The organism is Thermosphaera sp. (assembly GCF_059755995.1).
Genome location: NZ_DBOUKL010000054.1, coordinates 1 through 11,430 on the forward strand (window position 1 = coordinate 1; position 11,430 = coordinate 11,430).

13 protein-coding genes are annotated in these 11,430 nt (G+C 47.4%); 7 read left to right on the forward strand and 6 right to left on the reverse strand.

Annotation, left to right across the window (positions count from 1 at the left end; genetic code table 11):
- Nucleotides 1-18 precede the first annotated feature (18 nt).
- From AC3OH0_RS05520 to AC3OH0_RS05530, 3 genes are all read left to right on the forward strand, one after another.
- The gene (locus AC3OH0_RS05520; protein WP_498345067.1) at nt 19-234 is read left to right on the forward strand and encodes a hypothetical protein; all 216 of its coding nucleotides are present in this window, start codon (nt 19-21) and stop codon (nt 232-234) included.
- A gap of 195 nt (nt 235-429) precedes the next feature.
- Nucleotides 430-624 (forward strand): hypothetical protein, encoded by a 195-nt coding sequence (locus AC3OH0_RS05525; protein ID WP_193436029.1) that lies wholly within the window; start codon nt 430-432, stop codon nt 622-624.
- On the forward strand, nt 605-988 hold the full coding sequence (locus tag AC3OH0_RS05530) for a recombinase family protein (RefSeq protein WP_193436030.1): 384 nt from the start codon (nt 605-607) through the stop codon (nt 986-988). Before AC3OH0_RS05525 ends, AC3OH0_RS05530 begins: the two co-directional genes overlap by 20 nt.
- Here AC3OH0_RS05530 and AC3OH0_RS05535 read toward each other — a convergent pair.
- The 4 genes from AC3OH0_RS05535 to AC3OH0_RS05550 form a co-directional block, all read right to left on the reverse strand.
- Nucleotides 950-1,747: an SPL family radical SAM protein gene (locus AC3OH0_RS05535; protein ID WP_498345068.1), complete on the reverse strand. Its 798-nt coding sequence runs from the start codon at nt 1,745-1,747 to the stop codon at nt 950-952. The two genes, AC3OH0_RS05530 and AC3OH0_RS05535, sit on opposite strands and share 39 nt — an antisense overlap.
- Before the next feature lie 3 nt (nt 1,748-1,750).
- On the reverse strand, nt 1,751-2,986 hold the full coding sequence (locus tag AC3OH0_RS05540; protein WP_498345069.1) for an Nre family DNA repair protein: 1,236 nt from the start codon (nt 2,984-2,986) through the stop codon (nt 1,751-1,753).
- 53 nt (nt 2,987-3,039) lie between these two features.
- Nucleotides 3,040-4,296, reverse strand: a complete 1,257-nt coding sequence (locus AC3OH0_RS05545; protein WP_498345070.1) for an MFS transporter — start codon at nt 4,294-4,296, stop codon at nt 3,040-3,042.
- Nucleotides 4,297-4,414: 118 nt separating this feature from the next.
- Entirely contained in the window at nt 4,415-5,422 is a 1,008-nt protein-coding gene (locus tag AC3OH0_RS05550) for a PLP-dependent cysteine synthase family protein (RefSeq protein WP_193436033.1), read from the reverse strand.
- Nucleotides 5,423-5,580: 158 nt separating this feature from the next.
- Here AC3OH0_RS05550 and AC3OH0_RS05555 point away from each other — a divergent pair, with 158 nt between their 5' ends.
- From AC3OH0_RS05555 to AC3OH0_RS05565, 3 genes are read left to right on the forward strand one after another with little or no spacing between them, the layout of a single operon-like run.
- Nucleotides 5,581-6,456, forward strand: coding sequence for an FAD binding domain-containing protein (locus AC3OH0_RS05555; protein WP_498345075.1), 876 nt, complete (start codon nt 5,581-5,583; stop codon nt 6,454-6,456).
- Nucleotides 6,457-6,463: 7 nt separating this feature from the next.
- Nucleotides 6,464-6,997: a (2Fe-2S)-binding protein gene (locus tag AC3OH0_RS05560; RefSeq protein WP_498345076.1), complete on the forward strand. Its 534-nt coding sequence runs from the start codon at nt 6,464-6,466 to the stop codon at nt 6,995-6,997.
- 5 nt (nt 6,998-7,002) lie between these two features.
- The gene (locus tag AC3OH0_RS05565; RefSeq protein WP_498345071.1) at nt 7,003-9,405 is read left to right on the forward strand and encodes a xanthine dehydrogenase family protein molybdopterin-binding subunit; all 2,403 of its coding nucleotides are present in this window, start codon (nt 7,003-7,005) and stop codon (nt 9,403-9,405) included.
- 66 nt (nt 9,406-9,471) lie between these two features.
- Here AC3OH0_RS05565 and AC3OH0_RS05570 read toward each other — a convergent pair whose 3' ends face one another.
- A complete protein-coding gene (locus tag AC3OH0_RS05570; RefSeq protein WP_498345072.1) occupies nt 9,472-10,314 on the reverse strand; it encodes a hypothetical protein in 843 nt (280 codons plus the stop codon).
- A gap of 27 nt (nt 10,315-10,341) precedes the next feature.
- Entirely contained in the window at nt 10,342-11,103 is a 762-nt protein-coding gene (locus AC3OH0_RS05575) for a metal ABC transporter ATP-binding protein (RefSeq protein WP_498345073.1), read from the reverse strand.
- Nucleotides 11,104-11,169: 66 nt separating this feature from the next.
- On the opposite strand from AC3OH0_RS05575, the gene AC3OH0_RS05580 reads away from it, so the two are divergent.
- Nucleotides 11,170-11,430 (forward strand): metal ABC transporter solute-binding protein, Zn/Mn family (locus AC3OH0_RS05580; protein WP_498345074.1); only part of this gene is annotated, 261 nt, incomplete at its 3' end.

The window sequence follows — 11,430 nt, forward strand, 5'->3', positions numbered from 1 at the left end:
AACTATTATTGATTAAGCATGAGGTTGAAATGTCCTAACTGTGGCTTCGAAGGAGAAATGAAAGAATTCAGCTATATGTATGAGACAACGATTTACGTTGTAGAAGAGCATTCCCTGCCTGAGGAAAGAGAGAGGCCTATTCTCATCGTGAGTCCTAGGTGTGGCGAAGGCTTCTTTCTGGAGTCTCCGTACTCGAGAGCCGCGCAGTTTTTAGAAGCAACGAGTAAACACTAGAAGACGATTGGCTAATAGAGGGTGGTTCATCCACACTAGAGGATTTAGCAATTGACCTTCAGGAAACGATTGGTCACTGAATTGACAAGGCTGTTTTTTCTTCTATTACGGGTTATTAGATTTACGAGCCTCCTCCTCATTCATTGTTATTAGCGGCAGAGGTTTCAGAGAGGTTGCTGAGGCCTGGGGAGGTTTGTGAAAGGTTCGGTACCGGTTAGGCTATTCTTTCCCTCTGGGTTAGAGCTGTTAGAACTGCTGGTGGTTACAGAATACTTGAGGGCGAGGCTGGAAAGAGTCCTCAGGGGTTACATGCTCCGGTTGGAAATAAAGCAGTTGTCTATGCTCGCTCTAACTCCTCCGACCAGAAGAGTTGTTAGAGAGACAGGTTGAGTATCCAACACAGTACTGTAGTTCCAAGGGATATAGAGTAGTCGATGTTTTAAGTGACACGGTCGGCAGCCTCAATACCACCCGTAAAGGTCTGCTCAAGCTCCTCGACTGCGTAGTGAATGAACAGGTCGACGTAATAGTTGCTACGTATAAAGATAGATTAATGAGGTTTGGCTTTGAATACCTAGACCTCTTCTTCAGGCAACATGATGTTAGAGTGGAGATTGTTCTCGGCGAAGAGCCAAAAGACTTTTACCAAGAACTGGTGGAAGACTCGCTGGCAATAGTTACAACTGATAACTTCCCCTTCAGGGCTGGAAGGAGATTAGTCGAACCCTCCCCTGCACTGAATGCCGCGTTCTAAACATTTTTGACGTAGATGATAGATTGTTTTCCTAATTCTTTGCGGAAACGCTCTTGAAGCGTAGAGAGAGTGCAATGGGTGGCTTGGACTCTTCATGAATGGCTTGAAGTGAAGAGGGTCGTAGTATAGGATACTTTTTGTTTCAGATGCGATGTCTACAAGGAGTGTTATGGTATCTTCGTCATCGTTGAACCCTGGTATGATGGGTCCGTAGAAAATCCATGTGTTAAATCCAGACCTGCTGAGTTTTCTCAAGGCTTCTATTCTTGCTTCTGGACAAGGCGCGTTAGGCTCCAATGTTCTCGACCTACCGCATTCGATGGAGGTGATGGTGAAGCCGATGTCGACGAGTTCTTTACCAGCGCTTAAAACATCAACATCTCTTAATACAAGTGGGTTTTTGGTTTGAATGGAAATCTTGAACCCGTTTTTCAGCAGGATTTTCACAGCCTCCCTTGTAAGTTTATACACGGCTTCAACAGGCTGGTAGGCATCGGTTATTGTTCCAACACCAACCACGCCCCTCCTCAGTCTTTTAACCTCGCTGTTTAAAACTTCCAACAGGTTCTCCTTAACGATAACAATCCTCCCCCAGTTCTCGGATACTCTCTTATCACGTGTGTAAAGCCTAGCGTAGCAGTATACGCAGGCGTGCATGCAACCTATGTAAGGGTTTAAAGCATAATCCAGACCTGGCAACCCGCTCCTCGATAAAGCTGTCATTGTTCTCTGCTTAATGATTTCACAAGTCTTAAACAATCCCTATCCCTTTCTGAAGAAATCCGTGATTTTCCTCCCCGTGATAATTCTTCGAATAAGCTTAGACGATGAAAACCATTTCAGCGCGCCGAGTCTAGTGTTCGCGTCGAGATAGCTCCTCACCTCTTCAAGGTTCGTTGTCTTTAAAACAGGCGGTTTCGAGAACATTGTCCTCACAGATTCCCTGACAAACCAGACGCCGATTGGAAGGTTGAAACTAGGATAGATCTCCCTGAGCAAAATAGCCGTCGCCTGCTTTCTAACCCTGTTCAAGTGTTCAAGGGTTGCGAGCATGCTGGCGTAGTAGCACCCGCCTATTCCGGGGTAGGTATCCCTGCCTTTATAATCCTCGTAGTCTCCCTCGACAACGACGCTTGTTGACAACGGGTTCCAGGTTGACCCGGGCCACCAGGCCTCCATCCATTCGTAACTCCATTTCTCAGGGTATAGTATCGCTACAAACAGGTTTCCGTGAATCCTGTGCTCATATACCTGTATCTCGCTTAACACGTCGTATCTTTTAACATTTTTCAGGAGATTTCTAGAGATGATGTAATCTACGGCTGTGATACTCCATCTTGTGGGGACAAGCTTTCTCTGCTCCCTAACTCCAAGGGCTCCAATGCTGAAGATTTTCTGAATGTGGGATACGGGGATGCCGTCGAAGTATAGTTTCAGCACCGCTTTCTCAGCCTCGAGATCGTGGTCTGAAACAGCGCTCTCTACAGGCCCAGGTATGCTGGGGTTCCCGATCAACTTGACTTTTTCCAGCGGTGATCTCGGACCCATTGGAGGCAGGTGCTCGTCAAAAGTGATCACAGGCCTCGGTGGCTTTGAAACCTCGATATATACGTCAACGGGCTTCGCGCTCATAACCATCAATCTCATATTCTCTACTAGTGGGTTGTCTACCGCTCTAACCTGGTTAACGGTGAACCCTGTTATCAAGCTCCACCTGAAATCCAACACGTCATCAATCTTGAGATTAATCCATTTCTCAGGGTAATCGTAGAGTGAAGTATCACCTGTCAAGGGCGGCGTTGAAGCTCCAACCCTGACATATGGATACCCATATCTGCCAATGAAGACTGCAGGGGGTGAGGAGCCTTCAATTACCCTCGAGGCTTCAACTTTCCTCAGCTTGAGCTGGGCTTTTGTCCTGGATAAAACTGGGCAGTAGGAAAGGCCGCAGAAGCCTCTTCCCCTACATAGTATGCAAAGACTGGGGTCTATTCTCATGCTACCATCTATCACTCCATGTTATTGATTCTACAATAATTCTTATAACTATACTACTTGCGCACCCCAGTACTCTTCTCTTCAACCTCAGGCAACGTGGCGTAAGCGATGGATGCTGTGACACCTCTTAAAACACTCGAGGCTAGCAGGACGCTTCCCACATCCCCTGTTGAGACCGCTATGATAGTGCCCATCATGGAGGCTAAACTGGAAACAGAGTTTATGGTTAAGCCTAGGAGTGAGAGGTAGGCAGGTCTAACCTCCTTCGGAGGCAGGTAAGCATTGTAGAGAAAGATGGAGAGGTCCAGGGGAGCCCATACGTAGCCGCTGACAGCCTCAATACCTAGGAGGCTTGTAGTGGTGGCAAAATCCTTGTAAAGTATTGGAACCACAGCTGTTGAGGCCATGCCGACTACTGTTACTTTTCTCAAGCCAAACTTAACAATCTCTCTTTTCCAGAAGAACATGCCTACTGATTTTACCGCTAAACTCACCACATTTTTCAACACAACAATTAGCTCGTTACCTCCGATCACGACCATAACGATATAGTCCCAGAACGGGGCTGGAATGTTGACCGAGAAATTAAACAACGATATTACTAGGAGATATCTCCTCAGCCTCTTATCAGTAAAGATGAATTTAACCACTTCTAAATCATCATACAGCCTTGTCATCGATCTCCCGTGATTCACAAATCCCTTCGGATCCTTAATCCTAACCAGGAACAGGGTGGAGACCAGTCCCACAGTGAAAGAAATGGCGTAAAGAAGCTGGTAGGAAACCAGGTAATCAGGTATTAGCGCGAAAGTGGCGAACGAGGTTATAAAGGCCAGGCTTATTGAAACATAGTTCAACTGGTTAACCTTAGAGAAGAAATAAGGAGATTCCTCGACTGGTATGATATCAGCTAACACGTCTGTGGCTGCAACCCCGGCCACCCCTCCCGCAAACTGTGAGAGAAAAGATATTGTTAGAGCAAATGATAAAGAGTACTCTTTTGGGAGAATCAGTGAGAAAATCAGGAGGCTTGGTCCCAGCCTGTTTATAGCTCCGAACAAATTCCACAGCATTTTTCTTCTATGTCGGTAGTGCTCGACGAGAAGTGCAGCAGGAACCTGGCTTACCCCGTACGCGAGTATCCTTACGAATGTGAGTGAACCAAGCTCTGAAACACCGTATGAGAGAAGCCTGATCAGTAGAGCATTGCTCATTCCTATTGAAATATTTACGGCGAAATTGTACGTAGCGGTCTCCGCGAGGTACACTTTCCTGTTTACATCCGTGTCAACTTTGTTCCCAAGCCTCATACGGTGTCACTGCATATCTTAATAATAAATATATACTTTTAAACCATTGTATGAATTTAAAGAAGAAAGTAGAGAGAAGTAAAGAAAAGGAGGAAAAAATTTTGATGAAGGGCTAGGGTTAAATATCTAGTTCATCTAAGATTTGCTTCCTGCTAGCTATTTCCCTCTGCTTCTTGAACAGCCTGGTGCTGAAGTATCTTGCAGCGTAGTCTGGCAATATAGTTACAACCTTGTCTCCCTTCCCAAGCTTGTGCTCCTGGGCTAGCTTAATGGCTGCGACAACGTTTGCTCCGCTACTAATACCTACGGGAAGACCCTGCCTTCTCGCAATAAGCCTTGCCATATTTATTGCCTCATCGCTTGACACCGTTACGAAGTCGTCTAGCAAATGCTTATATCTCATCACAATATCCGGGATGAATCCGTCGCCAACACCCTCGATCTCGTGCCTGCCCCATGGGCCAGGCTTGCCCGTCTTGAACCATCCAGCTGCAACTGGGCATTCAGCAGGCTCCGCACCAGCCACGATCACGTCTCTGCACTCCTCTTTGAGTCTTTTAGCAATACCCATTAGCGTCCCGCCTGTCCCAACCTCCGCTACGAAGGCTTTGGGACAGCCTATTTGCTCAAGTATTTCCTTACCCGTTGTCTCGTAGTGTGCTTCAACGTTTGCCTCATCACCCCATTGGTCGAAGAAGTAGTATTTATCAGGGTTTTCCGCGGCAAGCTTCTTAGCAATCTCCAATGCTTTATCAGCATCGCTCTCACCTCCAGGAGTGAAGTAGAAGTCTGCGCCGAACAATCTCATGAGCATGAATCTTTCAGCACTCATTTCTTCTGGGATCACTATTAGCACTTTGAAACCGAGGACGCTTCCAAGCGCTGAGAAGGCTATGCCGGTGTTCCCGGTTGTTGGAACTACAAGGGTCATGCCAGGCTTCAACTCGCCTTTCTCCATCGCTTTCTTAATCATATAGTATGCCATCCTGTCCTTTACACTGCCGGTAGGGTTGGTGAACTCCATCTTAGCCCATATCTCAGGCTGGAATCCCTCCGGCACTACCCTGGATAGTCTTATTATTGGTGTTGCACCAATACATTCTACCATGTCCCTGCATACTTTCATGGTTACAACCTCTGTGGAAGAATATTAGCACTAATGTATAAAAGGATTTCTAACAGCAAGTATAGGATTGAAGAGTATAGTGAATCATGATATTTAAGATTTTTTAACCCACCCGGGTATAACATTCTCTCAACGAGAGGTGAGTTCTAATATTCGGACTGTATAGGCCGAAAACCCTTGAAGACGCCTTAGAATTCCTCTCTAAAAACGCGCCAGATGTCAAGCCTCTAGCTGGAGGCACAGAGCTGTTAGTACTGATAAGAGATAAGAAAATCCCAACGCCGAAGTACCTGCTAGACCTCTCACCTCTGAAGAAACATCTTTCCTATGTGAAAATCGAAGATGGTAAGGTGAGGATAGGGGCTACGACAACCCTCTACGAGATAAGCAGAACCTTCCTTCACAGCGACGTTAGATTCGCAGGATTCGTTGACACGTGGAAGAAGTTCGGCACTCTCGCCATAAGATTCTCTGCCACAATAGGGGGAAACGTGGTTGCTGGAACCCAGTATAGTGATTATGCAACACTTCTCCTCGCCTACAATGCGAACGTCAAGGCAGTAAGCAGTAGGGGCGAGCGGTCAATCCCTCTGGAAAAATTCATACTTGATAAAAGGATTACTGACCTACGGCCGGACGAGCTGGTGAAAGAAGTAGAGTTTGCTATTCCCCCACAAGGCTCCAGCAGTAGCTTTGTTAAATTCGATAGGCGCGAACTACTAATAGCTGGAATCATAACAGGCGCCTTCTTCCTCACGTTGGAGGAGGGAAAGATCCGTGATGTTAAAATAGCTTTTGACATGGTTAAGGGGAAGAGAGCTCCTGCAAGATCTCACGAGGTTGAAGGCTTCTTGCTCGGTAAAACGTTCTCCGAGGATTTAATCGAGAAGGCGGCTGAAGAGGTCTTACCAACGTATATGGAGAGAATAACTGATTGGTGGACGACAGCAGAGTATAGATTAGACATGTCGAAGGTTGCTTTGAGGAGAGGTCTCCTCAAGTGTAAAACCCGGATTGAGAAAGGGGTGATCTGAATTGAGCATGAGCTTCAAGGTTAATCTGAAAGTAAACGGTAAAGAGCATGTTCTCGAAGTCCCAGCCCATGAGAGGCTTGTGGACACTCTCAGGTACAGGCTGGGTCTCACAAGCGTTAAAGAAGGCTGCGGCAGAGGAGAATGCGGCACGTGCATCGTGCTTGTTAACGGTTTGCCGAGACATTCATGCCTAACACTCACCGCTACGCTTGACGGGGCCGAAGTGTTAACTCTTGAGGGACTGGCGCCCGAGGGCAAGCTTCACGCTATTCAATTAGCGTACTTAGAGACAAGGGGTGTTCAATGCGGCTTCTGTACCCCGGGCTTCATGATGATGACCAAGGCTCTTCTAGACACCCATCCGGAACCTCATCAGGAGCAGGTTAAGGAATGGTTGAGCAGCGTATTGTGCAGGTGTGGGAGCTACCACTACTATTTCGCCGCCGCTAAGCTAGCGGCAAAGTACATCAAAGAGGGAAAAATATACTTTGATGAGAAACAAGTGCGTGAAAAGTACCACATGAAAGTTATAGGGAGGTGAAGCATGTGAGCAAGCCGGATTACGTCCAAATCGTTGAAGAAATGTTCACGAAAACAAAGGACAAGCCGACAAAGGAGTTCACATACCTGGGCAAGCACGTGGTGAGATGGGACGCTATTTCAAAGATCACGGGTAAGCCGCTGTTCACGGCAGACATGATAAACTTGTTCAAGAACGCAGTATTCGTCCACAGCGTACGCTCCAAGTACGCTCACGCCAAGATAAAGAAGATAGACTACAGTGAGGCTTTGAAATACCCTGGTGTTCTAAAGGTAATAACAGCCAGGGATATTCCTGGGATTAACGACGTGGGGTATGTGCTACCAGACCAGCCATTGCTAGCGGATAGGAAGGTTAGATTCATCGGGGATACAGTAGCATTGATCGTTGCGGAATCTCTCGAGAACGCCAGAGATGCAGGCGAGCTAGTAAACGTTGATTACGAGCCTCTCCCGGTTTACACGGATGTGTTGCAGGTAATGGATTTAAACGGGCTGACCGAGAAGGAGCATGTACTAATACATGATGAGAGAGGTAGCGACGTCCTGTCCAGGTACAAGATAAGGGTTGGAGACGTTGAAAAAGCGTTCAAGGAAGCGTCCGTCGTTGTGGAAAACAAGTATAGAACCCCAATGCAGGAGCACGCTTACCTGGAGCCGGAGGCCGCAATAGCTATCCCTGAACCTGATGGAAGCGTGACGATATACGCGAAGACGCAGTGTCCGTTCGACACGAGAAAAGCTGTTTCAAACGTTCTTGGACTCCCGTTCAACATGGTGAGGGTTGTAGCGCCTGCGCTAGGAGGCGGTTTCGGAGGGGCGGAGGATGTTGGAAACGAGATCGCAGCTAAAGCCGCGCTAGCCGCCCTGGCATTGAAGAGGACAGCAGTAGTTCTCCATACAAGGGAGGAGTCAATAATAGGTCATACGAAGCGCCACCCAATGGTGGCGAAGTATAGGCATGCGGCAAGCAAGGATGGAACCCTCCTAGCCGTTGACGCTGACATAGTGCTTGATACTGGAGCATATGCGAGTCTTGGGCCCTTCGTAGGGTGGAGAGCTGTTGTTCACAGCACTGGACCCTACAAGGTTAGAAACGCCCGCGTCGACCTGGCTGTAGTCTATACCAACCGAGTCCCTGCTGGAGCGTTCAGAGGCTTCGGCAACCCGCAGGTCACGTTCGCGGTTGAGAGGCAGATGGATCTTCTTGCTGAGGAGTTAGGAATGGATCCCGTGGAGTTCAGGCTTAAGAATATCTTGAGAAACGGTGATAGAACGGTTCACGGCCAGCTGTTAGATCACGGGGTAGGCTTAGAGGATGCTATCAAAAGAGCTCTAGAGATAAGTGGGTGGAGTGAGAAGAGAAAACTATACAGCACGCTTAAAGGCCCTGCGAGAAGAGGCATTGGTATAGCTTTAATGTATCATGGGAACAGCATTGGGGCTGAGGGAGCTGACTTCTCCACCGTATCGCTCATAATTCAGAGAGATGGAAGCATAATATTCAGAACCGGTTTAACCGACATGGGCCAAGGCTCTCTACAAGGACTAGTCAACATTGCAGCCGAGATACTTGGCGTTCCGCCAAGCTATTTCAAAATCGAGCCTCCAGACACTGCTGCGACCCCGGACGCAGGTCCAACTGTGGCCTCGAGATCGACCGCGATGGGCGGGAACGCGACCCTGGTGGCGGCGTACAAGATTAGGCAGAGATTGAACAAGCTTGCTGCTGAAATGCTGGGATGTGTAAGCCCTGAGGATGTTGTGATCGAGGCACCCAAAGTATACTGTAAGGATCAGCCGGACCACCATATAACCTGGAAAGAGCTCATAGAGCAAACCTTCTGGAAGGGGATACCAATCCAGGAGTTCGGATATTACAGAGCACCCCCGGCTGAATGGCACGAGGAGACGGGCACCGGACAGCCATACTTCACCTATACTTTCGGAGCTGTAGTGAGCGATGTGGAAGTAGATATTGAAACCGGGTTGACCAAGGTCGTGGAAGCGACCGTTGTATACGACATTGGCCGGGTTGTCAACAGGACTGGTGCCGAGCATCATGGCGTTGGAGGATACATCCAGGGAATGGGCTACGCGCTCATGGAGGACACTGTTCATTCAGAAAACGGGCACGTTTACAGCACCTCGTTCTCCACATACCATATTCCAACAGGCCTTGATATTCCAGAGAGAATTAACGTGGACTTTGTCGAAGCAGGCTTCATAAGAGGGCCCTTCGGGGCCAAAGGATTAGGAGAACCCTCAATAGTTGCGATAGCTCCCTCAATAGTGAACGCCATAGCCCACGCTATTGGAAGCAAGCAAGCCAATAGATTGTTGAACAGGATTCCAGCAACACCCGATTTTGTGAGAGGCGTGTTAAAGAGGGCTGGGTTAGCCCGATAAACCATTTTTATTTTCTTCTCTCCTCTTCTCTTCAAACTATATGATCACATCTCAATCTATCGAGATTTATTGAGGAATTACTACACCGTGGTCTGGAACGAGGACCCTGCCTCTTCTCCTCTCCTCGATAACACCCCCTGCCACGTAGTATTCGCCTGGCTCAAGCTCCGAGTAAACCTCCCTTAACGACTCCAACTCCATTATTTCGTTACCAACCCTGGCAAGATATCTTGCAGGTATAAGGGGTGCGGTTATTCTTTCCAACACCTTGAAAAACCCATTGTAAGAAGCATATTCTTCAACCTTATCCACACAATAATTGTAACCTGTTGACAGCGATACTAGTTTAACGTTAACGTGGACACCTCCTAGAATAAAATGCAGGAACGTGTTACGCTTCAGCTTTAAATAGTTCTCCAACGGCATTCTAGAAGAATGCTTCTCTAAATACTCATTGACAATAATGTATTCACCCGCTCTCCTCAGCACACCTTTGTTTAAGAGTTCTCTTAGCACCGATGCTGTTTCAACCGTGCTATTGTAGACTATAACGTCCACATCCCTAGGATTTCTAAAACCAAGTATCGAGGAACCGCTCACTTCTACTTCCTCCCCTTTATTCCTGATCAGCTCCGACAGGGTTGACAATAAGTAAGTTACTTGCTGGTTCACCCTTGCTACCGGCTTGAAGACTTCGGCTAAGGGAATTAGCGGGGCATTCCGCTTAATGCAGTCCCAAAACCTCATCGATTCTGCGAGCCATTTTATTTCATGGTGGTAGAGTTTTCCATTGTTGACCAGGTCATATCTGGGATATGCTACAATCGCGTCTCCTGGGTGCTGATAACCTTTAACAACCCATCCCAACCCTCTATACAAAAGGACTTCGCCTTCCAAGAGCCGAAGCATTATGGGAGACACGCCCCATCCATTCCTTCAGTGCCAGTCTGCAATGTGAATGTGATCTTTAACCTCTATCAAGCATTCTCCATATATTTTATTCAGCACAACCTTAGTGACAACGTCTTGAGGTGCTCCGTAATAGGCCTGGCCATTGCCAAGTACTAGGATCTTGGAGGTGTAAGGCATGAGGAGCATGGGGTCGTGTGAGCTTAAGATGATGAGTTTTTCATTGGATATTCGACCGAAAAGATCCGCCATCATTTTCCTTCCCTCCGGGTCTATGTTGGAAAGGGGCTCGTCGAGGATTATGATTGGCGTGTCAAGCATTAATGTGCGAGCTATCATTAATCGCTGAAACTGGCCTCCTGAAAGCCTCGAAATCTTCGAAGCCCATAATTGCTCCTCCAGCCCGACCAGCTTCAATGCCTCCGCTATCCTCTCGGAGCTGGCTTTTCTCCCAAATACGCGGGGCCATTTACTGTTTAGCCTCATGCAACACTCCATGAACTCGAAAACCGTTAGGGGGAGATTCCTAGGGATTTCAAACCTCTGTGGAAGATATGCGACCATCCCCTTCAATTTCTGGGTTGAACCGGTAACATCGTCTTTATCTATGAGGATTCTGCCTTTGCTCGGCTTTAGCAAACCCAGGATCGTGAGGAAAAGAGTTGTTTTGCCGGCGCCATTAGGGCCTATTACTTGGATCAAACCGGGGCCTTGGAATTCAGCTGTAAAGTTCTCTACGATTTTTTTCGCCCCACGTATAATGGTTAAATTTTCAAGCAAAATCTTCATGCCCATCCCTGTGCACAAATTATTTTAAAGGGTTAAAATTTATTTATGCACAATGCGGTGGTAGGGTTGAGAAAGGCTTTAATAGTATTCCTCATCATCGGCTTGATATGGCTACCTTCGTACCATGGCGAAACACAGGGGTTAACCATTGTCACAACGTTTTCAAGCCTTGTCCCAGATATTTCACTAATCACGTGTCCCGGCGATACTGTTAAAGGTTTGATTCCAGCTGGAGTTGATCCCCATGAATACATGCTGACCCCTGATGATGTGAATTATTTGAAGAAAGCCGATGTTATCGTTTCAACCGCTCATACACATGCTGAG

Coding starts and splice junctions, on each gene's coding strand:
- AC3OH0_RS05545 (WP_498345070.1), bottom strand. CDS start 4,296: ATGAGGCTTGGGAACAAAGTTGACACGGATGTAAACAGGAAAGTGTAC.
- AC3OH0_RS05550 (WP_193436033.1), bottom strand. CDS start 5,422: ATGAAAGTATGCAGGGACATGGTAGAATGTATTGGTGCAACACCAATA.
- AC3OH0_RS05540 (WP_498345069.1), bottom strand. CDS start 2,986: ATGAGAATAGACCCCAGTCTTTGCATACTATGTAGGGGAAGAGGCTTC.
- AC3OH0_RS05570 (WP_498345072.1), bottom strand. CDS start 10,314: ATGCTTCGGCTCTTGGAAGGCGAAGTCCTTTTGTATAGAGGGTTGGGA.
- AC3OH0_RS05520 (WP_498345067.1), top strand. CDS start 19: ATGAGGTTGAAATGTCCTAACTGTGGCTTCGAAGGAGAAATGAAAGAA.
- AC3OH0_RS05575 (WP_498345073.1), bottom strand. CDS start 11,103: ATGAAGATTTTGCTTGAAAATTTAACCATTATACGTGGGGCGAAAAAA.
- AC3OH0_RS05560 (WP_498345076.1), top strand. CDS start 6,464: ATGAGCTTCAAGGTTAATCTGAAAGTAAACGGTAAAGAGCATGTTCTC.